This window comes from Pararhizobium sp. IMCC3301, from assembly GCF_030758315.1.
Classification (GTDB): Bacteria; Pseudomonadota; Alphaproteobacteria; order Rhizobiales.
This window is the reverse complement of the sequence record NZ_CP132336.1, coordinates 2,431,480-2,458,093: the sequence shown is the minus strand read 5'-3', so window position 1 is coordinate 2,458,093 and position 26,614 is coordinate 2,431,480. Positions and strand designations below refer to the sequence as shown.

27 protein-coding genes and 1 tRNA gene are annotated in these 26,614 nt (G+C 57.2%); 9 read left to right on the top strand and 19 right to left on the bottom strand.

Features of this window, described 5'->3' with window-relative positions:
* Nucleotides 1-2: 2 nt before the first annotated feature.
* Nucleotides 3-773 (bottom strand): glucosamine-6-phosphate deaminase, encoded by a 771-nt coding sequence (locus RAL88_RS11925; protein WP_306263635.1) that lies wholly within the window; start codon nucleotides 771-773, stop codon nucleotides 3-5.
* A gap of 627 nt (nucleotides 774-1,400) precedes the next feature.
* On the opposite strand from RAL88_RS11925, the gene RAL88_RS11920 reads away from it, so the two are divergent.
* Nucleotides 1,401-1,979 (top strand): amidohydrolase family protein, encoded by a 579-nt coding sequence (locus tag RAL88_RS11920; protein ID WP_371932092.1) that lies wholly within the window; start codon nucleotides 1,401-1,403, stop codon nucleotides 1,977-1,979.
* A 129-nt stretch (nucleotides 1,980-2,108) separates the two neighbouring features.
* Here the strand turns inward: RAL88_RS11920 and RAL88_RS11915 are convergent, their stop codons facing one another.
* The 4 genes from RAL88_RS11915 to RAL88_RS11900 all read right to left on the bottom strand — a co-directional run bounded on the left by RAL88_RS11915 (nucleotide 2,109) and on the right by RAL88_RS11900 (nucleotide 6,611).
* Complete coding sequence (locus RAL88_RS11915; RefSeq protein WP_306263633.1) at nucleotides 2,109-3,566, bottom strand: amidohydrolase family protein; 1,458 nt, start codon at nucleotides 3,564-3,566, stop codon at nucleotides 2,109-2,111.
* Nucleotides 3,542-4,801: a TRAP transporter large permease gene (locus RAL88_RS11910; RefSeq protein WP_306263631.1), complete on the bottom strand. Its 1,260-nt coding sequence runs from the start codon at nucleotides 4,799-4,801 to the stop codon at nucleotides 3,542-3,544. Before RAL88_RS11910 ends, RAL88_RS11915 begins: the two co-directional genes overlap by 25 nt.
* Nucleotides 4,802-4,864: 63 nt before the next feature.
* Nucleotides 4,865-5,458 (bottom strand): TRAP transporter small permease subunit, encoded by a 594-nt coding sequence (locus RAL88_RS11905; protein WP_306263629.1) that lies wholly within the window; start codon nucleotides 5,456-5,458, stop codon nucleotides 4,865-4,867.
* Nucleotides 5,459-5,570: 112 nt separating this feature from the next.
* A complete protein-coding gene (locus tag RAL88_RS11900; protein ID WP_306263627.1) occupies nucleotides 5,571-6,611 on the bottom strand; it encodes a TRAP transporter substrate-binding protein in 1,041 nt (346 codons plus the stop codon).
* Between the two features lie 600 nt (nucleotides 6,612-7,211).
* Between RAL88_RS11900 and RAL88_RS11895 the strand changes: the two genes are divergently transcribed.
* Nucleotides 7,212-8,057, top strand: coding sequence for a DeoR/GlpR family DNA-binding transcription regulator (locus RAL88_RS11895; protein WP_306263625.1), 846 nt, complete (start codon nucleotides 7,212-7,214; stop codon nucleotides 8,055-8,057).
* Between the two features lie 95 nt (nucleotides 8,058-8,152).
* Nucleotides 8,153-8,905: an aspartate/glutamate racemase family protein gene (locus tag RAL88_RS11890; protein ID WP_306263623.1), complete on the top strand. Its 753-nt coding sequence runs from the start codon at nucleotides 8,153-8,155 to the stop codon at nucleotides 8,903-8,905.
* Between the two features lie 189 nt (nucleotides 8,906-9,094).
* On the opposite strand, the gene RAL88_RS11885 is transcribed toward RAL88_RS11890, so the two are convergent.
* On the bottom strand, nucleotides 9,095-10,312 hold the full coding sequence (locus tag RAL88_RS11885) for an aminotransferase class V-fold PLP-dependent enzyme (RefSeq protein WP_306263622.1): 1,218 nt from the start codon (nucleotides 10,310-10,312) through the stop codon (nucleotides 9,095-9,097).
* 70 nt (nucleotides 10,313-10,382) lie between these two features.
* Between RAL88_RS11885 and RAL88_RS11880 the strand changes: the two genes are divergently transcribed.
* A complete protein-coding gene (locus RAL88_RS11880) occupies nucleotides 10,383-11,153 on the top strand; it encodes an IclR family transcriptional regulator (protein ID WP_306263621.1) in 771 nt (256 codons plus the stop codon).
* A 5-nt stretch (nucleotides 11,154-11,158) separates the two neighbouring features.
* On the opposite strand, the gene RAL88_RS11875 is transcribed toward RAL88_RS11880, so the two are convergent.
* From RAL88_RS11875 to RAL88_RS11825, 11 genes are all read right to left on the bottom strand, one after another.
* Nucleotides 11,159-11,650, bottom strand: coding sequence for a RidA family protein (locus RAL88_RS11875; RefSeq protein WP_306263620.1), 492 nt, complete (start codon nucleotides 11,648-11,650; stop codon nucleotides 11,159-11,161).
* Nucleotides 11,637-12,617 carry an ABC transporter ATP-binding protein gene (locus tag RAL88_RS11870; RefSeq protein ID WP_306263619.1) on the bottom strand — a complete coding sequence of 327 codons (981 nt, stop codon included), beginning with the start codon at nucleotides 12,615-12,617 and terminating at the stop codon, nucleotides 11,637-11,639. Before RAL88_RS11870 ends, RAL88_RS11875 begins: the two co-directional genes overlap by 14 nt.
* Nucleotides 12,610-13,605 (bottom strand): ABC transporter ATP-binding protein, encoded by a 996-nt coding sequence (locus RAL88_RS11865; protein ID WP_306263618.1) that lies wholly within the window; start codon nucleotides 13,603-13,605, stop codon nucleotides 12,610-12,612. The genes RAL88_RS11870 and RAL88_RS11865 overlap by 8 nt, the downstream gene beginning before the upstream one ends.
* On the bottom strand, nucleotides 13,602-14,717 hold the full coding sequence (locus RAL88_RS11860; RefSeq protein WP_306263617.1) for an amidohydrolase/deacetylase family metallohydrolase: 1,116 nt from the start codon (nucleotides 14,715-14,717) through the stop codon (nucleotides 13,602-13,604). The genes RAL88_RS11865 and RAL88_RS11860 overlap by 4 nt, the downstream gene beginning before the upstream one ends.
* Before the next feature lies 1 nt (nucleotide 14,718).
* On the bottom strand, nucleotides 14,719-15,573 hold the full coding sequence (locus tag RAL88_RS11855; RefSeq protein ID WP_306263616.1) for an ABC transporter permease: 855 nt from the start codon (nucleotides 15,571-15,573) through the stop codon (nucleotides 14,719-14,721).
* Between the two features lie 13 nt (nucleotides 15,574-15,586).
* Nucleotides 15,587-16,528 (bottom strand): ABC transporter permease, encoded by a 942-nt coding sequence (locus RAL88_RS11850; protein WP_306263615.1) that lies wholly within the window; start codon nucleotides 16,526-16,528, stop codon nucleotides 15,587-15,589.
* 75 nt (nucleotides 16,529-16,603) lie between these two features.
* Nucleotides 16,604-18,127, bottom strand: coding sequence for an ABC transporter substrate-binding protein (locus RAL88_RS11845; RefSeq protein WP_306263613.1), 1,524 nt, complete (start codon nucleotides 18,125-18,127; stop codon nucleotides 16,604-16,606).
* A gap of 828 nt (nucleotides 18,128-18,955) precedes the next feature.
* Nucleotides 18,956-19,900, bottom strand: a complete 945-nt coding sequence (locus RAL88_RS11840) for a YihY/virulence factor BrkB family protein (RefSeq protein ID WP_306263611.1) — start codon at nucleotides 19,898-19,900, stop codon at nucleotides 18,956-18,958.
* 64 nt (nucleotides 19,901-19,964) lie between these two features.
* Nucleotides 19,965-21,086: a DUF3618 domain-containing protein gene (locus RAL88_RS11835; RefSeq protein WP_306263609.1), complete on the bottom strand. Its 1,122-nt coding sequence runs from the start codon at nucleotides 21,084-21,086 to the stop codon at nucleotides 19,965-19,967.
* Complete coding sequence (locus RAL88_RS11830) at nucleotides 21,076-21,477, bottom strand: phage holin family protein (protein WP_306263607.1); 402 nt, start codon at nucleotides 21,475-21,477, stop codon at nucleotides 21,076-21,078. Before RAL88_RS11830 ends, RAL88_RS11835 begins: the two co-directional genes overlap by 11 nt.
* A complete protein-coding gene (locus RAL88_RS11825; protein WP_306263605.1) occupies nucleotides 21,474-21,959 on the bottom strand; it encodes a hypothetical protein in 486 nt (161 codons plus the stop codon). The genes RAL88_RS11830 and RAL88_RS11825 overlap by 4 nt, the downstream gene beginning before the upstream one ends.
* A 428-nt stretch (nucleotides 21,960-22,387) precedes the next feature.
* Between RAL88_RS11825 and RAL88_RS11820 the strand changes: the two genes are divergently transcribed.
* Nucleotides 22,388-22,657 carry a peptidoglycan-binding protein gene (locus RAL88_RS11820; protein WP_306263603.1) on the top strand — a complete coding sequence of 90 codons (270 nt, stop codon included), beginning with the start codon at nucleotides 22,388-22,390 and terminating at the stop codon, nucleotides 22,655-22,657.
* Between the two features lie 21 nt (nucleotides 22,658-22,678).
* Nucleotides 22,679-23,086: a host attachment family protein gene (locus RAL88_RS11815; RefSeq protein WP_306263602.1), complete on the top strand. Its 408-nt coding sequence runs from the start codon at nucleotides 22,679-22,681 to the stop codon at nucleotides 23,084-23,086.
* Between the two features lie 520 nt (nucleotides 23,087-23,606).
* Here the strand turns inward: RAL88_RS11815 and RAL88_RS11810 are convergent.
* Nucleotides 23,607-23,696, bottom strand: a tRNA-Ser gene (locus tag RAL88_RS11810).
* Nucleotides 23,697-23,889: 193 nt separating this feature from the next.
* Between RAL88_RS11810 and RAL88_RS11805 the strand changes: the two genes are divergently transcribed.
* Genes RAL88_RS11805 through RAL88_RS11795 form a run of 3 tightly spaced genes read left to right on the top strand, consistent with a single transcriptional unit; the run spans nucleotide 23,890 to nucleotide 25,312 of the window.
* Nucleotides 23,890-24,201: a hypothetical protein gene (locus tag RAL88_RS11805; RefSeq protein ID WP_306263600.1), complete on the top strand. Its 312-nt coding sequence runs from the start codon at nucleotides 23,890-23,892 to the stop codon at nucleotides 24,199-24,201.
* 45 nt (nucleotides 24,202-24,246) lie between these two features.
* Nucleotides 24,247-24,909: a peptide-methionine (S)-S-oxide reductase MsrA gene (msrA, locus tag RAL88_RS11800; protein ID WP_306263598.1), complete on the top strand. Its 663-nt coding sequence runs from the start codon at nucleotides 24,247-24,249 to the stop codon at nucleotides 24,907-24,909.
* 22 nt (nucleotides 24,910-24,931) lie between these two features.
* Nucleotides 24,932-25,312 (top strand): MmcQ/YjbR family DNA-binding protein, encoded by a 381-nt coding sequence (locus tag RAL88_RS11795; protein WP_306263596.1) that lies wholly within the window; start codon nucleotides 24,932-24,934, stop codon nucleotides 25,310-25,312.
* Here the strand turns inward: RAL88_RS11795 and pyrC are convergent.
* On the bottom strand, nucleotides 25,309-26,613 hold the full coding sequence (gene pyrC, locus RAL88_RS11790; RefSeq protein WP_306263595.1) for a dihydroorotase: 1,305 nt from the start codon (nucleotides 26,611-26,613) through the stop codon (nucleotides 25,309-25,311). The genes RAL88_RS11795 and pyrC overlap by 4 nt on opposite strands.
* Between the last annotated feature and the right edge of the window lies 1 nt (nucleotide 26,614).

Below are 26,614 nucleotides of genomic sequence, written 5' to 3'. Positions count from 1 at the left end.
TGTCAGGTTTCTGAGGCCAGCGCTGCCAATGTACCGGGTGACAGCAGCGCGGCCGACTCCGGATCGAGGAAGAGATAAGTATTGTCATGGGTTCGAATGATGGACGCCGGACATGAATTGCTCACAGGCCCCTCCAGGGCGTTCTTGACGGCCTCGGCCTTGCGCGCATCCGGAACGGCACATACCAAGGTGCGGCTGCGCAGGATTTCCCGCACGCTCATCGAAATCGCCTCGGTCGGAACCTCGGAGAAATCGGCAAACCAGCCTTCATTGGATTGTTGGCGGCGGCACTTCTCGTCCAGCTGGACGACGATATAGGGCTGCGTCGTATCGAAATCAGCCGGAGGGTCGTTGAACGCCAGATGCCCGTTTTCCCCGATGCCGATAAAGGCCACATCAATCACGACCTCGGAAATGACCTTTGAGATGCGCGCCAGTTCCGCTTCGAGATCTGATGCGTCGCCATTGACCGGCACGAAGGCCTTGAGCGCGCCCACCTTGTTGATGAAGCGCGTCTTGAGGTAGCCGCGAAAACTCGCCTTGTGGGTATCCGGCATGCCGATATACTCATCGAGGTGAAAGATTGTCACGCGCGACCAGTCGATATCCGGCGCTGCGATCAGCGCGTCGAGCGTTTCGAGCTGGCTGGCACCCGTGGCCAGAATGACGAAGGCCTCGCCGCGCTCCTTGATCGCTTCTGTTATCTTTGCGGCCCCGGCATGCGCCGCCTGTTGACCCAGTTCAGACGAATTCTCAGCCAGACTTGCGAACATACAGCACCGGTTGTTTTTTGTTGAAAATCAGAAATTGACCTTTAGCGCGACTGCTTTACCGGGTCAATGCAGCGAACCGGGTTGTGATTGAGAGAACACAAGTTCCCTGGACCGATTTCGTCAACCCATGCAGACTTTCGACTTCTGGTTCACGTCCTAGAGCGTTTCATGGTTACATTGAATCATTTGACCGGGTTTGCCAACTTGCCCGATGCGCAGCCCCGAATTGCAATGGGCGCTACGTCGCCTGCCTTGCCGATAAACTGATCTGGAGCATCAAATGGCTCAAAGTAAAGATGAAACGCTTGTCTTAAGATTTTGTCGGCTGTTGTGGGAACAATGAGCCACTGCACGCCAAGATTTGGTGGCGTGCAGTGGCGGCGGCTGGATCGTGAAACGCTTGGTCGTGATGGACCGTTTTAGAGTTTGATCAGCCGTCGTCTTCGCATGAGGCCTGAACGGATACGCAGCAGCCAGAGGCTCTGCACGACAAGCAAAGGACATGACGAAGACAATGAAGGATAGCATCGGCATCGACATTTCGAAAGATCAATTGGACGTGCATCGGTCCAACACGGGCGCGTCAGCCCGGTTTCCCAACAATCCAGCTGGGTTCAGAGCGCTGAAATGCTGGATCGGGAAGGATGGGAAGGTGCAAAATTTGTCTGCTCGCCCCCGCCGCGGGATCTGGCCAGTCAGGCGGCCTGCTGGGAAGGCATCGAAAATGGCATTTCTGACCTGTTTTCCTCCGATCATTGCCCGTTCCGCTATGATGATCCGGAAGGCAAGCTGAATGCCAAGGGATCGACCAGTTTTCGCTGGATTCCAGATGGCATTCCAGGGGACGAGACGCGGTTGCCGATCCTGTTTTCGCAGGGTGTCGCCACTGGCCGTATCAGCGCCTGCCGTTTCGTCGAACTGACCGCCATAAATCACGCCAGGATTTATGGTCTGTACCCCAAAAAAGGCACGATTGCCGTGGAGAGTGATGCGGACCTGAGCTTGTGGGACCCGGCCTTAAAAAGAACAATCACAAATACCGATCCCAACCACCGCCCCGATTACGCGCCTTATGAAGGTATGGAAATCACCGGCTGGCGGGTAAAAACCCTGCTGCGCGGTACAGTGGTTTGCGATGGCGGACATCGGAACGAAAAACCAGCGAGCCGCTACCTGCTGCGGCAGCGCTCACCGCTCTGTGCGTAGAACAGGTTTACTGCCAGCAGCGACCAGCACCGGCACCGCGACTGACGATTCAGCACCATGGCCTGACCGACGACTATCAGTATATCAAAGAAGTGCGGTCATTTGGAGCAGCGAACGATCTGGACAATTTTAATCCGGCGCAGCACCCGTCCTCATCTCAAGCGATAGTGGGCTGATTGTATCCAACGCGGGAACGCTGGCGGCGGTGCGCTCCTGCTCGGCCTGCAATGCGTCGGCAGCAGCATCCCAGTCGATCGTCAGAACCGTTCCCTCGGCTACGACCTGCTGGCCGTCGACCCAAACATCGCGAACGCTGCGTCCGCCCGAGGAATAGATCAGGTTTCGCAGCGGGTCGCGTAGCGGCCGCATATTGGGTTCGCGCAGATCGCACACCACCAGATCGGCTTTGGCACCGGCGGCAAGACGGCCGATGTCATCTCGTCCGAGCAATTTTGCCGCACCGATCGTGGCGGCGTGAAACACCCGCGCCGTGTTTGCGGTGTGGCGCGGTCCGGCCGCGACACGGGCAAGTGTTTCCGCCAGACGCATTTCCTCGAATAGGTTTTGCGGGTGGGTATCGGTGCCCAGCGCAATGTTGACACCGGCATCCATATAGGCGCCCAGATGGTGCATCATGGTGCCATCGCGGGCAAAAACAGTGGGGCAATGCGCCACCGACGTACCGGTGCCGGCAAGCAGCGCCAGATCATTGCGGCGCGGCCAGTTCAGCCAGGGGTGTTCGTCAGTAAAGACAGCGTGACCCAGGATCGTGGTCGGTCCGAGGAAGCCGATCTGGTGGAGATATTCAACCGGTGTCATGTCGAGGCGTCTGTTGATGCCCCTGAATTCGGGATAGCTTTGCGCCGCATGGGTGTGCAAAGGCCGTCCGGTTTTACGCGCCAGTTCAGCGGCTGCCACCAGCAGTTCCTTGGTGCAGGTATCAACCTGCGCCGGAGAAACCAGCGCAGACAAGCGCCCGCTTTCATGGGTCTCGGCAGTCTGCATTACCGCTTGAGCCTCTTCAAAGGCCGACTGCCCTAAATCCGGTGCCCAGTCATATTTGGTTTCATGCCCGGTGTCGGTCCACCAGCGCGCCGAGCGAAACATCGGTGCCGCCCAGGCGCGCAATCCGCTATCAGCCAGCAGATCAAGCCATCCAGGATAGGCATGGCTCAGATCGACAATCGAGGTCGTGCCATTTGATAGCAGTTCGGCGAGACCGTAGCGCGCCGATGCCAGTTGCGCCGCATGATCGTGAATGAAGTTCTGCCGGAACGGGTGGCGGGAGCTGTAGAACAGCATGGGGTTGCCGAATTCATCAACATAACCCCGGAAGATCGCGGTTTGCGAGGGGTGGCAGTGGATGTTGATCAACCCGGGCATGACGAGGCGTCCAGCGCCCTCGATCTCGGTTGCGACCGGCCCGTCATAGTGCCCGCCGACCTGCAGCAGCCGGTCGCCTTTCCAGACGACATCGCCGCCTGTCTGATAATCGTGCTGCCCGGTCTCACGGTTCCAGCCAATGATCCAGTCTGCTGCACGGATGCAGGTTACATGCTCGTTCAGTATTGCGTCTTGGGTAGCCATGTTATCATCTCCGGAAAAACGGTCATGATTGCAACGAGCAGGAAAATGCAGCCCAGGAAGGGCAGTACTCCCACCACGACATCAGCAACAGAGCCATGACCTCGAACCGCCTGCACGACATAAAGGTTCATGCCGACCGGTGGTGTAATCAGCGCAATTTCGCACATCACGACGAGAAAGATGCCGAACCACAGCGGATCGAATCCCAGCGCCGTGACCACCGGAAAGACAATCGGAATTGTGGCAATCATCATCGCCAGAGAATCCATGAAGCAGCCCAGCATCACGTAGAAAATCACCAATACGAAAATCATCTGCCAGGGCGGAATATCAAGCTGCGACATGGCGCTGGAAATCTGAGCCGGCACGCCGAGGACGCCAACGATGAAATTGAGATAGAAGGCAGCAATCAGGATCAGTAGCGTCATGGCGGTCACCCGGACAGTCGCCAGCAGGCACTCATATAGCATGTGCCAGCCCAGTTCCCTGTTGGCGGCAACAAGGATCAGTGCGCCGCATACGCCGAGGCCGGCTGCCTCTGTCGGTGTCGCCCAGCCGCCATAGATGCCGCCCATCACCAGCAGGAAAATCGCAAGTGGCGGCAACAGATCGCGAAGCCTGCGGCGGCGCACCGCCCAGGGGACAGGGTCCGAGCTTGCGCTGATGGCGGCATTCAACGTGCTGGCAACGATGATGGTCCCCATGAAAAGCAACGCCAGAATGACGCCCGGCACTACCCCTGCAAGAAATAGCTGACCAATCGATGTGTTGGTCAGCGCGCCATAGATGATCAGGTTGATTGACGGGGGAATCAGAATGCCCAGCGTTGCTCCGCTCGCCACCGTACCCAGCACCCAGGGTTCGGAGTATTTCTTACCGCGAAAGGCCGGGAACGCCACCGTGCCGATGGTGGCTGCCGTTGCAACAGATGATCCCGAAATCGAGGCGAAGATTGCAGAAGCTGCAATGTTGGTATGCAGCAGGCCGCCCGGCAGCGGACGCAGCCAGTCATCCAATGCGACATACATTCGTTCGGTAATCTTGCCGCGTACGAGAATCTCGCCCATCAGCACGTAAAGCGGTATCGCCACCAGAAGAAAATTGTTCAACGTGCCCCACATCAAAGTGCCGAAGGGGCGGAACATCGTGTCGCCGAAAAACCACCACGCAGCAAATGCGGCAGTGAGAAAAAGAGCCGATGCGATGTGAAAGCCGATAATCAGCATCAGCAACATTAGCCCGAATCCTAAGGCCAGCATCCAGAGACTAACCATGGGCGTCCTTGCGTTGAAGCTGTTTCATGCGGGGGTGTCCGTGCCGGGCCGGGCAGCGGTATAGTCGGCAACCTCGCTTTCGATTTTCACAGTGCCAAACTCCCTTTCCACCCTGGGCGGGTCAGTTATCAGAAGAAGCACTGCACGCAGGGCCTGCAAAACCGCATTCAATGCAAAAAACCAGATTCCCAGCACCCAAAGCCCCTGTGGAATCCAAAGCGGGGTCTGCAGCGGCGTATTTGCGCGGGACTGAAACAGAAGGGTTTCATTCAATGTCCCCTGGGCGTGATAGGCTAGGAACAGCACTATGCCAGCCAGGGAAACATAAGCGAGAACATGCAGGATGCGTTGCAGCCCGATCGGGAACAAGCGGAAGGCAAGGTCAATACGTGTGAACTCGCGGCGGTGCAGCACATGGCTCATACCGAGCGATCCGACCAGCGCCAGCACATAGCCGCCCAATTCGTCGGTGCCCTGAACCGAAAACGCCAGAAGCTTGCGTGCAAGAATGTCATAGGCGATCAGTACTGCCAGGATCAGAACCGCGATTCCGCCCACAAGCGCCAGCAGGATTCCTGCTTTGCCGAGAACAGAATCCAACTTCCGGTATGAGATCATGAGTGCCCCGCCTTTACGACCAATGCAAAGGCAGTTCACCAACGCATGTGGCATTCTGCCCGATCTGCCTGCAGATTTGCATCCCCAGCCTAATGCCGGGGATGCAATGTCCTCAATTGACAGTCGCAGCCATTCCGCGTGCGGTGCCGACTGTCTCGTTCCAGACCTTAGCGCAACCCTCATAGACCCGTTCACAGCGCGTCGCCCATTCACCGAGAATGACATTTTCAGCAATTCTGCGAAGCTTATCCAGATCGCTTTCGGCTAATGCCACAAGCTCAAGATCATAACTTGTGTAAAGCGTGCTGTCACATGCACCGCCAGTTGTGCAAGCCACTGCAAGTCCATTGGTTTCACCCGCCAGTTGCCACAGATCAGACTCCATTTTGTCAAAAGCGGCTTCAAGCTTGGCCTGCTCTTCAGCTGGCAACGAGTTCCACCATTCGACATTGACAACATGCGCCTGAACCGCGCCCGACACGGCAAGTGGCAGAACATGTGTCGTCACTTCCGGCCATTTTCCGGTATTGGCTGACGTGGCCGAAGTGATGCCGCATGAGGCAACACCACGTTGCAGCGCCGGATAGACTTCAGGAAAGGCAAGGGTTACCGGGCTTGCACCGACCGCTTCGATAAGGGCCGACATGGAAGCGGTGAACGAGCGGACCTTCAGGCCTTTGAGATCGTCGAGATTTGCAATCGCCTGGTTGCAGAAGAATATCTGCCCGCCAAACGGCCAGATCGCCACCGGCCGGACGCCAAATCGCTCTTCCAGCCGTGCGGCGAAGACATCGCGATACGCATCGACCGAAGCGCGGAGTTCATCGAGATTGGTCGAAACTCCGATCAGATCAATGCCTTCCAGAAAAGGATCATCGCTTGCGACAAGTCCAACCTGGATTGAAGCGACATCAAATGTCCCGGCGCGGATCAGGCGCAGGCCATCTGCCATTTTAATGCCCAGCGCCTGGAACTCACTGCGGTCGACGGTAAAATCCTCGCTTCTGAGTTGCTCCATCGTAGAGGATTCTACAGGATATTGTGAGCTGGTTTCCTGAGACTGGCTGAGCCAGCGCACGGGCGTCTGGGCGGCTGCCAAGGCGGGAACGCAGGCCAACACGACACTCAATATGGGTAATGCTGAACGTAACATGATTGAACTCCTGGTTTGATTATTGACTGACTGAACGCGCATTTCTTGATGACAATGCTTCCTTTCATGATCGTAAATGTTCGTTTTCGTTCAAATTTTTCAACGGGGTTCATCCGGCACTTTTCCCACATTGCGCTATCATGCTGTCGACCGAACTCTGTACGCTGACGCGGTTGCACATCAATCCAGACTGCACTGGCAATCCGTCAGTTTGCTTGGAGATCTGTAGTTCCGGTCCATGGCGATATCGGCGAGCGCGATACTCACCCTTTGATCTGTCAGCGCGTCGGCATTCGACCTGCCGATGCCGGTTGCCGCCCCGGTCACAAGCGGAGTTTTTCGCTGTAGGCCATCTGCCAGAGGAAATCCCACCAGCACCCCCCTCGCCAGTGCGTTCGCAACCGGCCTTGCGTCCCTGCGGGGCCCGTTCTCACCGTCCCCAGTGCCAAATATGATACACGGGTGAGGCCGGCGGTCCAGAGAAATGTTCGATTGACGATCGAAATTGTGTGCTTATGATGGAATCAACTGTGGTTGTATGAAATCAGACAAATGCGGAGAGCGGCAGGCATTTCTTTCAACAAGACTTTGAGTCAATCCATGAATACAGAAAATCCCGGCGCTGTCAGCAGTGGCGGAATGCTCGCTGCGGCGCGCCGTGACGCCATCAGCCGACTGGTTGCCGAGCAGGGCGCATTGTCCGTCGGTGCGCTTGCCACGCGGTTTGGGGTTTCGGAAATGACGGTGCGGCGGGACTTGAATCAACTCCAGCGCAGCGGCGCCATACAACGCGCTCACGGCGGTGCAGTCCGGGTCCCGGTGGTGGTGCCGGTCCCTGCCATGAGCGAGCCGACTTTCAATGCGCGGCGACAGTGGAACAGGGAAGCAAAGGCCCGGATCGCCGCGACGGCACTCGGTTTTGTCGGTGAACAGGATGTCATCGGGGTGGATGTCGGCTCGACCGCCACCGAACTGGCAGAGCTTTTGCAGGCCCGCACAGACATCAGTGTCATTACCCATAATCTTCAGGCCGTTGCAGCACTAGCGCGGTCCGAATCCGGTCCGAAAATGTATGTAATCGGGGGGCATTACCGGCGCAGCGAGGGATCCTTGTGCAGTCCCGAAGCGTCGAATGAATTGAGACGCTTTTCCCTCAACACCGCCTTTATCGGAGTGGCCGGAATCACGCCGGAAGGCCTGTTCGACTATTCGCCGGAAGAGGCTGATATCAAGAATCTGTATGCCGACCGGGCACACCGGACTTGTATCTTGTGCGATTCTTCAAAATTCGGCCGGCGCGCGCTTGTCCGCTTCAGCGGATTGAACGCGGTCGACATTCTTATAACGGATCAGGCTCCGCGGGGCGAGCTTGCTGCGGCGCTGGCAGACAACAAGGTTCAGGTCATCGTTGCAAGCGCCCCGGCGTCGCTGAAAAAATCGTCCTGAGACACCACCTCGTTCGGCAAAAGGCACAGTTCCGCGATCTGTACGGCACATAGGTGCCCTGGTTTGCAAGGAATAAACTGACACAGAGGAAAGACATGACACAGCGCAATCTTTTGGGAATGCTGACGCCATCATCGAATACGATTGTCGAACCGGTGGTCAGCGAAATGCTGCGGAGTGTGAGCAATACCACCGCGCATTTCAGCCGTTTTGAGGTCACTCAAATCAGCCTCGACAGGGACGCACTTGATCAGTTCCAGAGCGACAGACTGGTTGCTGCGGCTACTCTGCTGTCCCATGCCAGGGTTGCTTCGATCTGCTGGGCCGGCACCTCGGCCGGCTGGCTGGGTCCCGAAACCGACCACAGGCTTTGCCGGCAGATTGAAGAGGCGACCGGCATTGCAGCGACAACATCCACGCTGGCCCTGCTCGACGCGTTCACAAGCGCAGGGGTGAAAAATTACGGACTGGTCACACCCTATCTGGATGATATTCAGGAAAAAATCATCGGGAATTTCCGGCAACAAGGCTTCAATTGCGTGCGTGAGCGGCACCTTTGCGACCGCGGCAATTTCTCATTCTCCGAATATGGCGAAGACATCATAGAAGACATGGTGCGCGAGGTTGCCGCCGACAAACCTGATGCAATTGCGATTTTCTGCACAAATCTGCGCGGCGCCAGCCTTGCCGACAGGCTGGAAAAAGATCTGGGGATTCCAGTCTATGATTCAAATGCCACCAGCCTATGGGGCGGCATGCGCGCAGCCGGTCTGGATCCGTCATCGGTGCAAGGGTGGGGCTCGCTGTTCGCTCTCAAGACGCCGCACGGCACAAGCGCATCTGGATAAGTTCAGCAGGGCCAGGGGCGGCTGTGGGCAGCCCGTTGGGCACAAAGGTGTCACCCACGCCCATGAGCCCGCTCTGCCCGCATTCTCTGCCCGATGCAGATGCAGCGAACCGGGTTGTGATTGAGAGAACACAAATTCCCTGGACCGATTTCGTCAACCCATGCACACCGTCGACTTCTGGTTTGCGTTCTAGCCCTTCCAATTCATATAAGCGTCAGTCCCGCCATTTCGGGCGCTGGCAAAGTCATCCTCATTGGCGGTAAGGCTGCTGCCTTGGGCGAGGACGCGCGACAGTGTGTCGGCCACAAGCGGCGCTTGGCCGGGTGTCAGGTTGCAGGGATCAAGCTGGAAATAACCCAACTCGACTTCATGATTGCGCACGATAATTGCGGGATCTTCCTGTCCCAAAGCGCGCGCAAAGGTAGCGGCGCTGGCCCCGGCACGGGTTGGATCGACGATGATTTGCAGCCGCTGCAGCGGGTTGCCCGTGGGGTCATCGATTTTGAGGGCTGCGATACCGGGCAGGCCCTCCACCGCCCCTTGCCAAAGCGTCAGCGCTGCGTCTTCCTCGGCGCGTATGCCGTCATGGTCGCGCTGCATCCACGCCTCCATCGCCGCAATCACGCCTGCAATGCTCTCTTTGCCCACCTTCATACCGCGCCCGATACCCACATTTTGCAAGTAAGCGGCGCGAACCAAATCGGTGTTGCCCGCGATGATGCCTGATGTGGGGCCTCCGAGAAACTTGTGACCGGAATAAATGGCAATATCTGCCCCTTCTGCGATAAAGCGCGTCAGATCATATTCCGAGGCAGCATCAACAATCACCGGCACGCCTTTGGCGTGGGCGATACGGGCAAAACGTGCAAAGGGGATTTGGCCGTAAGCGACAACGTGATGGGAAACAACGTAGACGGCGGCGGCAGTGTTCTCTGTCAGGGTCGCGTCAAATTGATAGTCCGTGCAAAGAGTTGATTGCCCAGCGGCCACGACGCGCGCACCCGTCAATTCGATCGCGGTGGCAAGCGGTGCGCCGTAGTTGCACAGATGGCCTAATTGCACGACCACGTCTGATCGCGAGCCCACTGCGCGCGGCAGATTTTCGGCTGCAACAGGGTTCATCCCGGTTATTGCCCCAGCGACGGCGAGCGAGATGCCCGCACTGGCAGAAGCAGTAATACAACCCGATTGCGCCCCGGTCAGCTGCGCGATCACGCGACTGGCTTTGGTTTGCAATTCATTCATCTTGACGAACCGGCCCATCACATCGACGGTGGCACGCCGAACCGTGCCTCTGGTGATCGAACCACCAAGTGAAGTCATGGTGCCGTTGACATTGATAATGCGGGAAAACCCGTTGGCATCATACCAAGCGAAGTAGTCGTCAGGAGTGTCGAAATCTTGCATGGGCTTACCTTGAAAGTTGGGCTAAACATCCATAATTATGGAACATGAAGCACTATTGCGGAGTTTGGCAATGAATGACGAAACGCGCAAGCGGACCAGCGGTATTGATCGCGCGTTGCAGGTCATGGATATTCTGACCGAACGTCAGACACCGATGAGCGCATATGAATTGGCTAAATCGGTCGGTGCTCCGGTTTCGACGATTTACCGAATTGTGGATGATTTGGTGGAACGCGAAGTGCTGTCGCGGGCGGATGAAACCCGCATCTGGCTGGGGCCGCGATTGATGCGCTATGGGCTGGTCTACCGATCGCAGATGAACATGTTCGCCGAAGCGCGGCGCGAGATGCTGGCGCTGAGCAAGCGGACGGGTGAGACCGTGCAGGTCTGCGCGCGTGATGACGGCATGATGGTGGTGATCGCCATGGCCGAGGGCGAAGGGCATTTCCGCGTCACCTCGTATGTTGGCACGCGAGTGCCTTTGAACTGGACTGCCTCGGGGCGGCTGCTTTTGGGTCATCTGCCGGATGCAGAACGGCTTGCCGCGTTTCGCAAGAGCGCACGGTCGTCGCAGACCGGAATTGCCGAAACAGACCCCGAAACCCTGGCACAGCAGTCGCGCGACGATTATTTGCAGCGCCTGGCGCTGCAAACCGGAAATTCCGAATATTCTGTTGCCTGCATCGCCGCCCCGATACGTGATCCCGACGGCGTCTGCGTGTCCACCATGTCTATCGTTCTGCCGGAGCAACGGGTGTTCGAACGGTTGGAGGAACTGACCGGCGAAGTGCAGCGCGCGGCTGAAGCGGTTGAGCGAGCGCTGGGGCGCCGCGCGGCTTAGTCGGGTCATTCCGCGCCCTTCACCTCAAATATCGCCTCGATCTCTACCGTGATTTGATTGGGCAAGGATCCGACACCAAATGCAGACCGCGCATGTATGCCGCAGTTGCCAAAAACAGCGGCCATCAGCTCGGACGCGCCGTCGATCACAAAGGGATGGCGGGCGAAATCGGGCGTGGCGTTCACCAGGCCAAGCAGTTTGATCACGCCGCCAACCCGGTCAAGGCTGCCCAAATGCCCACGCAACGCGGCCAGAATATTGATGGCGGTCAGCGTGGCATGGGCGCGGGCCTGTTCTGCCGTCACATCGCTGCCGACCTTGCCGCAATGCAGGTGGCCATCAGCCTCTATCGGGCCTTGACCCGACACATAAATCAACCCCCGGCTTTCCCGCACATTGCAAAAGGAACCGATTGGCGATGGGGCTGCTTGGGGCAAGGAAATTCCAAGGGCTGCCAGACGCTTCTCCGCCGTATCCGTACGTTCAAATTGATTCATGAAGCTCTTTCAGTCGTTTGCAGTAACTTTGATGGGCGGGCGCGACGGTCACGGGTTCATGAACACCAGCCGCGCAAATTTCCGCTGCATGGGGGCAGCGCGTGCGAAAGACACATCCCGAAGGTGGGTCAAGTGGGCTGGGAATATCACCGCGCAGAATGGTGCGAGTGCGTTCCAGCTCCGGGTCGGGCAGCGGTATCGCTGACAGTAACGCCTTTGTATAGGGGTGCGAGGGGGTAGCATAAAGCGCTCGCGCCGGGCCGATCTCCACCACCTTGCCAAGATACATCACCACGATCTGATCACAGAGATATTCCACCACTGACAAATCATGCGCGATGAAAAGCATGGTTAGATTGCGCTTTTGTCTTAGCTCAAGCAGCAGATTCAGCACTTGCGCCTGAATGGAGACATCCAGTGCAGAAACGCTTTCATCGGCGACGATGAATTCCGGTTCCAGCGCCAACGCCCGGGCAATCCCGATCCGCTGGCGTTGTCCGCCTGAAAATTCATGCGGGAAGCGGGTCATTTGGTCGGCGCGAAGCCCAACCTCCTCCAGCAAGGCGGCCACCCGGTCGCGGCGCTCCGGCTTGGTGCCAATGCCATGAGCGACCAGCCCTTCGGCGATGATATGGCCCACCCGCAGGCGCGGATTCAGGGATGACACCGGATCTTGAAAGATGATCTGCATGCGCTGGCGCATCTTTCGCATGTGCGCGACGTCAAGCGCGTTGAGATCCTGGCCGTCGAACAGGGTCTTGCCCTCGGACGGTTCCACCAAACGCAGCAATGTGCGGCCCAGCGTGGTTTTGCCCGATCCGCTTTCCCCGACCAACCCGGTGATGGAGCCGCGCGGAATATCAAAATTGACATCATTTACCGCGTGAACAGGGCCATGGGGCGTGTGAAATCGCTTTGACAGGTTTTGAATTTGCAAAAGTGGTTGACGGTGGGTCTGGTCAGCCATGGGCACTCCCCAAGGCATGTATGCAGGCAACGTGGTGGTTTGCTCCCGTGTCCTGCAGGCTGACAGGCGCATCGCAGGCCCTATCCGCCAGGCGGCACCGCGGCGCAAAGGCACATCCAGGAGGCATCGCGTGCAAGGGCGGCACAGAACCGGGAATGGGAACCAGCAATTCTCCCTCTGCCCGTCCCGGAACGGGGATCGAGGCCAACAGCCCCTGCGTATAGGGATGCTGCGTGGCACCAAAAACCGCGTGCGCAGGTCCTTGCTCGACCACAGCACCCGCATACATTACCGCAACGTCGTCGGCCATTTCCGCGACAACTCCCATGTCATGGGTGATGAACAGAATGGACATTCCCAAGTCTCTTTGCAGGCGCCGCATCAGATCAAGGATTTGCGCTTGAATGGTGACATCCAGTGCGGTTGTCGGTTCATCGGCGATCAAAAGCGACGGGTTGCAGACCATGGCCAAGGCAATCATCACCCGCTGACGCATGCCGCCCGAAAGTTCATGCGGATAGGTATCGACCCGTGAAGCCGCCGCAGGAATTTCGACCAACTCCAGCATCTCAATGACACGTTTGCGGCGCGCTGTGGCATCCAGCGCCGTGTGCAGCAATAACATTTCGCCGATCTGATCGCCGATGGTAAAAAGCGGATTGAGCGAGGACATGGGCTCTTGAAAGATCATTGCCATTTCCGTGCCACGCAGGCGACGCATCTCGGCTTCGGTCGTTCGGGTCAGATTGATGCTTTGTCCATCGCGTCGTGCATAAGTGATAGCCCCGCCCGTAACCTCGCCATTGGGTGGCAGCAATCCCATTATGGCCAGTGATGTAACCGATTTACCCGACCCGCTTTCGCCTACCAAGGCCAGTGTCTTGCCCGCCGGCAACTGAAAGCTGACATCGCGCAGTGCGGTCAGGCTGCTTCGGCGGGCGCGAAAACTCACGCGGAGGTTGGACACATCAAGGACGGTTTTAGTCATTGTCCCCTCCTGGCAGAGGGCTCCACGCTGGTGCCGATCACGGTCAGCCGCGGTTCAAACATCTGGTTCAGAGCAAGGGAGTTACCGGAACTGTCGGTTGCGATCACTTCGGTTTCGGCCAAATCAAATACCGTGAAATCAGCCCGGATTCCGGGGCTGGCACACTTCACACTGTCAAGTCCCAGGACATCCCGGGGGCGTTGCGTGACGGCGGCGATACATTCGTCAAACGGCACGCCCACGGACAACAGCTTGGACATAGTGGTCGCCAAGTCATGCACGGGGCCTTTGATATTGCGCAAATGCAGGTCGGTTGAAATACTGTAGGGCAGCAACCCATCGGCCACCGAATCCCGAGCGGTCTTGAAATCGAACGAGGCTTGGCCGTGGCCGATATCCATCAGGATACCGTTTTCCGCCATTCGTTTGGCCTGGGCAAAGAGCGCGGCCGTGTCACGGATGGAGCCCGCTCTTTTTCCGTTAAAGCAATGGGTTACAATGTCACCGGGGGTTAGAATGTCGAACACTTCGTCAATCAGCGGCCCTGGCTCCCCCACATGGACCATCAAGGGCAAGCCCGCAATTTCGGCTACACGTTTGGCGATTTTTGCCGGAGCCACGCCCCATGCTCCCACGATGACCTGGCTTGCTCGAACCTTGACGCCGCAGATGACATCGCGGTTTGCCTCGATCACCGCAAACGTGCGGTCAATATCGATAGACCGATCATCGATCAATTCCGACACACGGTTGCAAGCCACTAGACCAATGGAGCCGATATTCAGAAAAGCGCGAATGGTTTCGGCATGGGGTTCGATAATATATTCGCGCAGTCCATGAAAATTTGCCTCCCCAGCCGATCCGGCGTCCGCCATTGCGGTCACACCCGTGGGGCGCCCCGCCTCGGACGCGCGAACGGAAATATCGGTGCCGCCGTGCCAAACATGAACATGAAGATCGCACCAGCCGGGCGACAGATAGGCGCCATTGCAATCCACGATCTGCGCGCCGGTTTGCGCTGTGTCAGCTACCAATCCGGCATCGGTGATGTGAATTGTGTCAGGAGCATTGCCAAGCCCCGTGGCGCGGAAATTGGTGAGCGTAATTGCCATGTCAAAGGTCCTTGGCCAAACGGGGGTCCAGCGCATCTCGCAGCCCGTCGCCGATAAGTTGCAGGGACAGAACAGAGGCCGAGATGGCCAAACCAGGAAAGACGATAAGAAACGCGGCCTGATCAATGTATTGTCGACCCTCATTGATCATCGTTCCCCAAGTGGGCGTGGCTGGGTCAACCCCCACTCCGAGGAAAGACAACCCCGCTTCGGCCAGCATGGCATAGGCGAAAATGAAGGTCGCCTGCACAATGATTGGAGACAGGATGTTGCGCAGCACGTGGGTTGTCATGATCGTAAAGGTCGAGGAGCCAAGCGCGCGCGCAGCCTCGACATAGGGCAACTCGCGGATCACCAGGGTAGACGCGCGCACGATACGGGCGATGCGGGGGGCATAGACGATGGACAACGCAATCATCACGTTTACCATCGAGCCGCCAAGAATTGACACCAGCGCAATCGCCAACAGGATATCGGGAAAGGCCATCATCGCATCAATCAGCCGCGACATAGGCGCATCGAGTTTGCGGAAGAAACCTGCAATCAGGCCAATCGCGATGCCAATCACACTTGAAAATGCCGCGACCCCCAATCCGATTGCCAGCGACACCCGCCCGGCATAAAGCAGACGAGATGCCACATCACGGCCAAAAGCATCAGCGCCCAGCCAGAACTGTGCTCCCGGTTCAGTCAACCGTGCCCGGACGGACATTTTGAACGGATCGGATGGTGCGATGATCGGGGCCAGCAGGCAAAGTGCCGCGATAATCACAAAAATGATCAGCGCAGCCAGCACGTTGCGACGTGAAAACAGCACGTCCAAAAAACTGGCGTCATCGGTGGTTGCAGCGGCCATACTGTCCCCTGCCTCAGTATTTCACGCGCTTGTCGACCAGCAGGTAAAGCAGGTCGGTCGCAAGATTTATCAGCACATAAAGCGTCGCAACGACGATCAACGTGCCTTGGATCACCGGATAATCCCGTCGCAGCACCGCCGAAACGATCAAATTGCCCATACCGGGTATGTTGAACACGCGTTCGGTCACAACAGCCCCCGACACCAGCAGTGCGAAGGTAAGGCCAACCACTGTAATGATCGGAATCGCTGCATTTTTCAGTGCGTGGCGCAGCACCACACGCGCCTCGCCCATACCTTTGGACCGTGCTGTTCGGATATAATCCTCGCCCAGAATGTCCAGCATGGAGGCGCGGGTGAACCGAATGATCAACGCCGAATTGACAATACCCAGCACAATGGACGGCAGCGCAAGATGCCCCATCCTCATCCAGAAATCCGCGTCCGGCCCGCCATAGCCCGAGGCGGGGAACCAACCCAACTCTGTCGCGAGATAGCGTTGGAACATCAAGCCGGTCCAGAAACTGGGGATCGAGGCCGCCAGCATTGCCGTGGAAATCGCACCCTGATCCAGCCAAGACCCCCGACGGTAAGCCGCATAGATGCCGATGGGAGTGGCAATGACCAGGGCGATGAGAAGAGAAAACAGCGACAGAAAGATCGTAGGCTCTGCCCGGCCCAGCAATACTTGCGTCACGGGTTGGTTGAAAAAGATCGAGGTGCCCAAATCACCCTGCACCGCATTGAACAAAAAGGTGAGATACTGCACCAGAATTGGGCGATCCAGACCAAGTTGCGCGCGCAGCCGTGCGGCATCTTCCGCGCTGGCCTCAGGGCCAAGCATCAAGGCCGCCGGGTCGCCAGGGGCAAGGCGCACGATCACGAAAGCAATGGTCAGGACCAAGAAGATCACGACCATCAGCCCTACGATCCGTTTGAGAATATAGGCAGTCACGCCCTGTCTCCGATTTTCGGTCGATGGAAATCCCCGCCGCAAGGCCTTGTTGGACCGTCAGCGGCGGGGCGTTGGTTACTTCGCAGCGTTCCAGAAGAAAGGCCAAGGCGAAGGGGTTACACCCGTCAGTCCTTTGCGCGTCCCCATCAGCGCGTTGAAACCGCCAATTTTGATGAAGCCCACATCGTCAAACAGCTTTTGCTGCAATTGGGCAAACAGCTCTTGCCGCTTTGCCTGATCGGTCTCGACGGTAAACTTGGCAAGAATCGCCTCCTTTTCCGGCTCCGCCCAGCCCAGTCGCGAGGTGGCAGAATAAAGATTGGTCAACGCCGGTTCCGGCAGGAATGGAGAATGGGTGATATAGATATCCCACAGTGCCGGGTCATTGCGCTGCTGGCCCAGTGTCGCCCAATCCACGACATTCATTTCAACCTTGAAGCCCGCCGCCTCCAGGGCGACCTTGGCAACTTCGGCCATCTTGAAATGGAACTCATACTGGCGCGAAGTCAGGATGCGCAACGGCGTGCCGTCATAGCCGGTTTCCTTCAGCAGCGCAGCGGCTTTGGCCTGATCGTTCTGGTTATACTGGTCGGTTCCAGCGTCCGAGCGCCATGTCCAACCTTCAGGATACATCGGGCCATCGACGACAAAGAAATTATCGTCACCAAAGGCTGCGAACAGCATGTCGTCTATTGGCAGTGCCGCTTGCAGGGCTTGGCGTGTCTTGAGATCAGTCAGCAACCCGGCCTTGTGGTTGATCGCGAAGATTGGCCAGCCAAAAGGGCGCAGCAGCATCGGGTCGGCGGCATCGCTTGCCTCAATCCGTGCAAGGCTTTCGGCAGGCAGACCATCGGCAAAGTCGAACTGACCGGACAGCAGCCCTTCAACGCGGGTATTGGCATCCGGTACCGGGACAAAACGTATCTCATCTGCCAGTTGTTGGCGCGCACCTGCCGACCCTGAGGACGGTTCTGTTCGCGATACATAATCTTCAAATCTTGTCAGTTGCAGGTATTGGTCCGGCACGTGTTCTGCAATCTGGTAAGGGCCGGTGCCGATGACATTCTCGATCGTCTCGGCGATGATTTCTGACGGATAGACCACCGCCGCCGAGTTTGAAAACGCCAACAGTGACAGAAGCGGCGAGTACGGTGCGCTCATCTGGATAGTCACTTCAAACGGCCCGCTAGCGGTGATCGAGGCGATCTTGTCGGCAACGCCTTTTCCGCGCGGTGATTGGGCTTTCCACCGTTCCAGGGAGGCAACTACATCGGCGCTGTCCATGGCAGACCCATCGTGGAAGGTAATGCCTTCACGGATGCCAATCGTATAGGTTAGGCCATCGGCACTGATCGTCGGCAACTCGGTCGCCAGCAAGGGGGCCACGCCCCAATTGGCGTCAAACGTATAGAGCGTTTCGACGAAATGCTGGGTTATGATGCTGACCACATCCTTGGTCGACATCATCGGGTCAAAGGTATCAGCCTCACCCACGATGGCGATATCGAGCTTGGTTTGTGCGGTGGCGGGCAACGCCAGTGCTGCGCTGGCCAAAAGTGCAAAAAGCGCGGATTTGGAATTCATCGTCCGTTTCTTCATTGGTCCCTACTCCCTTATTGTGGAACAAATTCCCTAATTAAAAAGTATAGACCGTTAACTCATCCGTCAAGGGATTTGACTCCAAGGCAGACCGTCAGGTCGACCCTTTGCATCTTGCTGTGCGGGGTGGCGGGTGCACAGATCCGGCAGCAGATCCAATATCAGTCGAGCACAGACGAAGCTCACTTGAACCTGCTTTCCATGCGTTCGAGCCAAGATAAATGTGCCAATTCCCGCTTCCGCCCAGGCGCCAAGGCGCCCAGGTGCTTCAGCGCGTGCAACGAACCACCGCTTTCCAAATATCCCTGTAAGCGGTCAACGCATGGTGCCCGCCGCCACTATAACCCTACAGCCACAGCCTGCGCTGCAGGACCTCGAAACAATGACGTGACCCGCCACGAAGCGCTCAGGATCAGGGCTGGTCCTTTTGGATCAGGTGATCCCGATGTGCCGGGACGGACGATAGGTGCAGTAGCTCTTCGCGGCCGCGAGGATGGTTCCGGTCGATCCCGGTGAAGCGTTCAAAAGCGCCGGGGTGAGGACCTACGGGCTCGTCACGCCTTATCAGGACAATGTTTAGTTTAGGAGAACATCATCCTGAATTTCTGGCAGGAAGGTTTCGATTGCGTGAGTGAAAACCTCTCTACTTTATCGGGGCAAGTCCACTTGGAAGAAGTCCCCCATAGTGGAACGAATCTAACGCCTGGTGCCTACGTCTGACGGCGGCGATGATTTTGTCGGGGTGACCAGGGAATCCCAATTCAGACTCTTCCGTCAACGCGAGGATCTACATGAGTAGATTCAACTTGCGGGGACCAGAGCAATCACCTAGCCGGCCTCTCTGCCCAGATTGTCGGCTTTTACCGCGTCGCGCTGTCCCATCGGACGGTCAGGACCAACGGTCGAATCCGCGCGTGTCTGCGCCTCAAGCTCCGCATTCAGTTCTGCGCCCAGCAGGATGATGAATGCTGATATCCAGAACCACATGAGCAGCACGACAACCCCAGCCAGCGCGCCGAAGCTTTCATTGTAAGACCCGAAATTACCCACATAGAAGGCAAAACCAGCCGATGCCACGATCCAAAGCAGAGAACCGACAATTGCACCGGCGGACGCCCATTTCCATTCCGGAGCATCGCGCGAGGGCGCGTAGCGGTAAAGAGCTGAAAGGCCAGAGATTGTCAGTGCAATCAATCCGATCCACGGTAACGCCGCGATTGCGATTGCGCCGACCGGACCCAAATCCACGAACGCCAAAACTGCCGGAACCGCAAGAGTGGCACCAAGCCCAATTAGCAACCCGACGATCAGGAGTAACGTCAGGCCAAAAGTCACCAGTTTCAGCTTAAAGAAGCCACGGCTTTCGTCTTCGTCATAGGCGACGTTGAGGCCCTGGATCAGGCTCGCCATTCCTTTAGATGCAGAGTAGAGCGCAATCAAGAGGCCGATAACGGCCACAAGGCCCAGACCACCGGAACGAGATCCCGCCACGGACGTAGCCTGATCAGTGACGATGGTGAGGACCTCCTCGGGCACGAGACCTGAAAGCCCTTCCAACTGATCGATGATCTGGCTCGGCTCTACCAGCAGGCCGCTGATGGCAATCACTGCCGTGATGGCCGGGAATAACGCCAGCAATCCGTAGAAAGCGACGCCAGCGGCAAGCAGACCCACACGGTCGGTGGCCAGCTCATCCTTGACGCGGAACGCTACGTCTTTCCACCCGACGGCAGGGATTTCAGCTGGTGTTTCGGCGCGGCGGCCGCGGGACATGGGCGTCTCCTTCGTGCTCAGGACTTAAAAGAAGGGGGCATTTAAGCCCCCTTCACGAACCCTATCAGGTCGTTGGCTTGCCAAGATTTTGCTCTTTGGCGGTCGTCTTTGCGGCAACGGCAACGCGGTCGGCGACCGATTTGGCCTCTTCGCCCAAAGCCTGCGCCGCAGTCTTATCACCGGGCACGCCGCTGTCCAGGTCGGATTTTGTCTCGTCCACAATATCCATGACCTCGTTCTTGACGGATTTGGCAACTTCCATCGCCTTGGACTTTTCTTCTTTGAAAATCCGTTCCGCTTCATCATAGAGCATATCGCTTTGACTGCCCATCAGGCCGTCTTCAGTTTTCGTACGGGGCAGCGCCCCGCCCAAGGCAGCACCAACCGCAAGGGCCAGCGCGCCGATGACCAGAGGCTGACGGTCATAGAAATCAGCCGCTGCATCTGTGCCTTGGCTGATGGATCGCGCTGTATTGCGGCGCATTTCCAGTGCCTTCCTGCGCGCCGCGACCACACGCTGACGACCTTCTTCTGTAAGTGTCTCTGTGCCTTCCGCGATGCGACTGCCCGCTTCGGCAATGCTGCTCCGGACCGATTTTGCATGACTTGCGATCGTCGATCCAGCAGAAGATGCGGCGTCAGCCACGGATGATCCGGCGTTTGATACACTATTTGATGCCGAAGCGGCAGCAGAGGTTACACCCGCACGCACAGCATCCGCGCGCTGCGAAGCGCTATCTTTTACGCTGGTGGCCCGGTCCGAGAGACGACCCGCTATTGACGATTCGTCGTCATGTTGCTCTCGCGCCCATGATGGGCCGGTGTCATAGTTCACAACAGGTCTGACCGGCGGGGTATAGGGGCGACCCTGATCCAGCCGTGAACGCCGGAAATCCTCTTCAGCGCTGCTATAACCACTGGAGGACGCAGACTTCAGCCCATGGCCAAACATCATCCATGCGAGGCCAATCCCGGTCAGCGCCAGCGGGATCGGGTTTGCCTTGGCCTGATCGCTGATGGACCGTCCAAGATCACCGCCATGTTCGCGAAATTGATCGCTAATTTGGCGAACCAGCGTATCGATCGAAAATTTGTCCTGCAAGCCTTCGAGGTTTGAGGTCAATTCCGAGCGTTGAGATTCAATCTCGCGTTCGATTTCCTTCGGGGTGCGGTGTTCACTTGTCATTGTAAGCTTCCTTTACGGCTTCAGCGTCGCGTTTCACATTCTTGACGGTCCGTGTCGGGGCGAGGCTCGAGAGTTTAAGATCGTTGATACCTTTTCCGAACAGGACAAAGGCAATGACGGCGAGGATCACGCCGACGATCAGCGCTGACCAGCCTGCCTCCAGACCGGCCTCGGTCAGGGCCGCAACCAATGCTGCGACAAGCAAATTCAATGTCACCAGCGCGATGATGGCCGCTCCGGCGATCATGCCGATTGCTACGCCTGCCCTGGTGATGTTCTCATTGATTTCCGCGCGGGCCAGATCGACCTCGCTGCGCACCAGCGAGCTGATGTTACTCATCGCGTCCGACAGCAGACTGCCGACGCTTTTGTTTGGGGTGGTATCACTCATGACATGTCACCATGGGTTGATGTTGAGGATGTGTACTGGCCGGAACCGGTTGTTTCGGGCTCCCCAGACGCCTTCGCAAAACGCGTCGCGGCAAAGCCGATCAGCGCCGCACCGCCCAGAAAGACCAGCGGGTTCTTGCGAGCGAAGCGGGTGACATCCTCCACCATGGTGCTGAGGTCCTTTTGACGCAGCGCATCCGATGCGTCTGCAAGTCCTTCTGCAATCTGTCCGAAAGTACGTTCCTGCGGCGAGCCGCTGCGCATCTCTTCGGCTGCCGTCCTAAGTGCCGAGGCAACACCGGACACTTCGTCGGCGACGGAAGATTTCGCGGCGTCGGCCCGCGAGACCGCAGCCTTTGTCGCACTGTGTACGGCGTCCTCAGCAGTATCCCTTGCCTTTTCCGCAAGGTTGCCCGCCGTGTTCCTGGCCTTGTCCGCGACCGACTGGTCGGACTTGCTCGGTGATATGTTGGAAGTAGTCATGGTGTTTCTCCTTTTCATGTTCAAAATACAAAACCGATGACGGCCAGAACGACGACAATCACACCGATGACGTAGAAAACGTTGTGCATGGGACTTTCCTCAATTGTCGGAGCGACATGTGCGCGCCCGCTGTTCACTAAATTGTTACATGAGGTAAATGGTTCCATATCAAATTAGGCGAGTTCGCTTGTGCGTGAAGACGTCATCGGAAAGCTTTTCTGGGAAATCTATTGGCGGAGCTATTGTCGCCAATCTCGATCAGGTACTTGTCGTAGGTATTGACTGAAACGGCGGTGTTTTCGTTCTCGATGTAAAACATGAAAGCAAATTCCAGGATTTGTTGGGAGGAGTCCGGGAGGAGTGAAGCGTTGTGTCAGGTGGAACGATCAAGCTCCTGATGCGTTTGTTCCAGATAGAAATGAATGATCATGAAAAGTTTTATGACTGTGCCGGCAGGCGTCGCGTACCCTTCGGTTTCGTATGCTAATACGCTTAATGTCGATGATATTAATGCAGCCGAGCCGATCGATGAAATGTCATTAGCTGCTACAATTAAACTACAAGTTTTGCTCGATTACGCGGTAGCTTCGCCAAGTGTTGTCGACGGTCAGGATGGTCCAAACACAACGTCAGCGATAATGGCGTACGAACGGATCAACGGATTGGGTCAAGACGGCAAAGTTAAATTGACAAAATAACACTTGGAGCGGAGAAATCACATGACTGACCAACTAATTCCACACGGTGCACTGATCGTTATCGCAACTGGCGAAGAAGCCAAATTCTTTCGCAATGAGGGCAAACAGGGCACCATCAAACTTAAAGCCGAAAGGACAATGACCCCCGGCGATATGGCAGACGAAGGACCTTCAGGCAAAATGCCACCGGATCATTCGGACCAGGAAAACAATGAAGCAACGTTTTCCAAAATTTTATCAAACCATCTCTACAAGGAAGCTCATGCTGGAAAATTCGACAAGCTGGTGCTAGTGGCCGACCCCGATACGCTGGGAGAAATGCGACCTCAGTTGCATCAAGAAGTGACAGACAAGATCATCATGGAGTTGTCCAAAACACTGATCAACTCGCCAACAGACGATATCGAAAAATCGCTGCGTAAAGGATGATGCAGATACCAAAATTTGTTTGGCCGTCTGTCTTGGCTTTGCTCTCCAGCATGGTTCCCACTGACCAAAAATGGCTCTTTCTCTGCACGGACTATCACGCAGGCGCAGATGGGTGCAGTAGTTTGGATCGAACGAGCCGGATGTCTTTCCCGGCGAAGGCCAATTGAAGCCGAACGATGAGGAGCGTCGCAGCCTGAGACGGAAAGTCGCACAACTCAAAGCAGAGCGCGCCATCTTGAAAAAGGCCGCAGCCTACTTCACCAGGCACCAACTGTGATGTACCGGTGTGTCGCGGAGCGGATTTAGCCTGGTTTAGAACCAGGATGCCGAGGCATAACCTTTATAAGTGTCGACCTGAGGGTATTTCAAACTTCACAATCCGTCAGCGCGCCCTACTACTTTCCCAGACTATGGCTGAGATAGATGCTCAAACAGCTCGGTATGTCGCGGTTGAATTGGATTGATCAGCGGACTTGCTGCTCAATATAACTCATTTGAAACAATGAGTTATAAGGGTGCGTGGCGGAGAGACAGGGATTCGAACCCTGGAGACAGTTACCCGCCTACACGCTTTCCAAGCGTGCGCCTTCGACCACTCGGCCACCTCTCCTTGAGGAAACGTGCCGGAGACCGGACCGTTTAATCAGCGCGAGAGCTTTATACTGATCACAAGGCCTTGCGCAAGGTGCAGAGCCTATCTTTTAGGCCGTCGCAGATGTTTTTTCTCGCGCAACTGTGAAGACGCTTGATTTGCTGATAAAAGGGCGGCGGTCTATATGCCTGAAAACCAAACAGGACCTCACATGATACGTTTTATATTCCGCATTCTCGGCTTCTGGCTGTTTGCCGGTGCCTTTGTCGCGCTGGTGCTTGACGGCGCCCGTTCCATCACCAGTGGCGCTCTGATCGTTACCCCGGCAGGCAGCACTTGGTTTGAACTGCATTCCGGTTCTCTCAATCTGGCGCAGGCTGTTATTCAGCGCAATGTGCACCCATATCTGTGGGACCCGGTGATGATCTCCATCCTGCAGGCGCCGACCTGGCTGGTAGTGGGCATTATCGCATTGCTGTTTATTCTGATCGGCAAGAAACGGCGCAGTGTTGTTGAGGCCTGATCCGGGAAGCGTGATCTGGGAGGCCAGATCTGGAAAGGAATCGAGATGTTTTCATTCAATCGTCTGCAGAACAAGATCAGCATTCCCGCCAAAGGCGATGCTCTGCCGGGGCGCAGCGAGGCGCTGCCAACGGCAAGCCAGCATTTCGTCAATGGCAATGTGCTGAAAGGCCCGTTTCCCGACCATCTGGAAAAAGCCTATTTTGCGCTGGGCTGCTTCTGGGGCGCGGAGCGGATTTTCTGGAAACTCGACGGGGTTTATACCACCGCCGTCGGCTATATGGCCGGCCACACCCCGAACCCGAATTACCGGGAAGTGTGCAGCGGCCAGACCGGCCACACCGAAGCCGTGCTGGTGGTGTATGACCCCAAACTGGTGTCGTTTGACAGCTTGCTGAAAACCTTCTGGGAAAGCCATGATCCGACACAGGGCATGCGCCAGGGCAATGACAGCGGCACGCAATACCGCTCTGGCGTCTACACCACATCGCCCGAGCAATTGGCAGCAGCACAGGAAAGCCGGACCCTGTATGAAAAAGCGCTCAAGGGTGCCGGCAGATCAACCATCACCAGCGAGGTGATGGATGCGCCGGAGTTCTTCTATGCCGAAGAGGATCATCAGCAATATCTGGCGAAAAATCCGACCGGTTATTGCGGCATTGGCGGCACCGGCGTCAGTTGCCCGGTTCCCGGCGCTGTCGCATCCTGACAGCGCCGGATGACGTATCCCAATGACGCTTGACGAGTATAATGCATTCTGCGGCAGCCTCCCTGCCTCCACTTATGTGGTGCAGTGGGGCGGCTCCCATGTGTGGAAAGTCGGCGGCAGGATCTTTGCGATTTCCGAGCTTGGCAGCGGAGCGGGCGAGGCAACGCGCCCTGAAGGTGCAGGCATCGCGCTGGCATTCAAATGCGGCGACATGTCCTACCGCATGCTGACAGACCTGCCCGGGATCATTCCGGCACCCTATCTGGCGCGGGCCAAATGGGTGCGCGTGGAAGCAGATGCAGCGTTCAGTGACGCGGACCGGAAAGCCTATATAGCCGAAGCCCACCGCATCATCAGCGCCAAGCTGACCAAAAAACTGCGCGGCGAACTGGGCCTGTCTTAAGTATCAAGGTTGAAAACGCACTTGCCATCGACAAATGTCCGAACGATGCGGCCACTGAAGCGGGCGTCTTCAAAGGCGGTGTTTTTGGAGCGCGAGCGGAACTGGTCTTCGCTGGCAATCCAGGGCGCATCGGGATCGGCAATGGCGATGTCGCCAGCGCTGCCGACTTCCAGCGATCCGGCAGCAAGGCCGAGCAGACGGGCCGGTGTGTCACTGGCTGCGCGCACCAGATCGATCAGGCTCAGACGCTCATCATGAACCAGCCGCATGGTGGCGGAAAACAGGGTTTCAAGGCCGATGGCCCCGCTTTCCGCCTCGGCAAAGGGATGGCGCTTGGCCTCGACATTCTGCGGGTCGTGATTTGAAACAATCACATCAATCGTGCCGTCGGCAACCCCGTCAATCAGGGCCTGACGGTCATCTTCCAGGCGCAGGGGCGGCGACAGTTTGAAGAAGGTCCGGTAAGCGCCAATGTCGATTTCATTGAGCGACAGGTGGTTGACCGACACACCGGCGGTGACCGGTATACCGGCGGCTTTTGCCGTGCGAATTGCGGCAACGCCCGCAGCGGTGGAGAGCTGCGCGATGTGGCAGCGGCTGCCGGTCAGGGCCGCGAGGCGGATATCGCGGTCAATCATGATCAGCTCGGCCTCGTGAGGAATGCCGGGCAGACCCAGACGCGTCGCGTTTTCGCCCTCATTCATGACCCCGCCCGCAGCCAGATCGGGATCTTCGGCATGGTGAATGATGAGACAGTCAAAGTCGCGGGCATAGGTCAGAGCGCGGCGCAGAATAAGCGCATTCTGCAGCGCTCTGCGGCCGCTGGAAAACGCCACGGCGCCAGCTTCCTTGAGCAGTCCGAATTCGGTCATTTCCTGACCCGCCTGCGCCTTGGTCAGTGCCGCTGCGGGATGGACTTTGACGCTGGCTGTATCGCGCGCCCGGCGCAGCATGAAATCGACCAGCGCCGGATCATCAATCACCGGGTCGGTATCCGGCGTAGTGACGATGGTGGTGATGCCGCCAGCCGCCGCCGCTGCGCTGGCTGTGGCCAGGGTTTCCTTATGCTCTTCGCCGGGTTCACCGACATTGACCTGCATATCGACAAAACCGGGCAGGACAAGCTTTCCGGCAGCATCGAATGGCGGAATGTTTTCGTTTGAAACCGCCAGCTTCCCCGCCGGGCCCATCGCCGCGATGCGGCCGTCAATAATCAGCAAATCACTGATCTCATCGAGTTTCTGCCGGGCGCAGACAAGGCGGCCATTGCGGATATGAACGGAGTTGCCGGAGATTGCCATG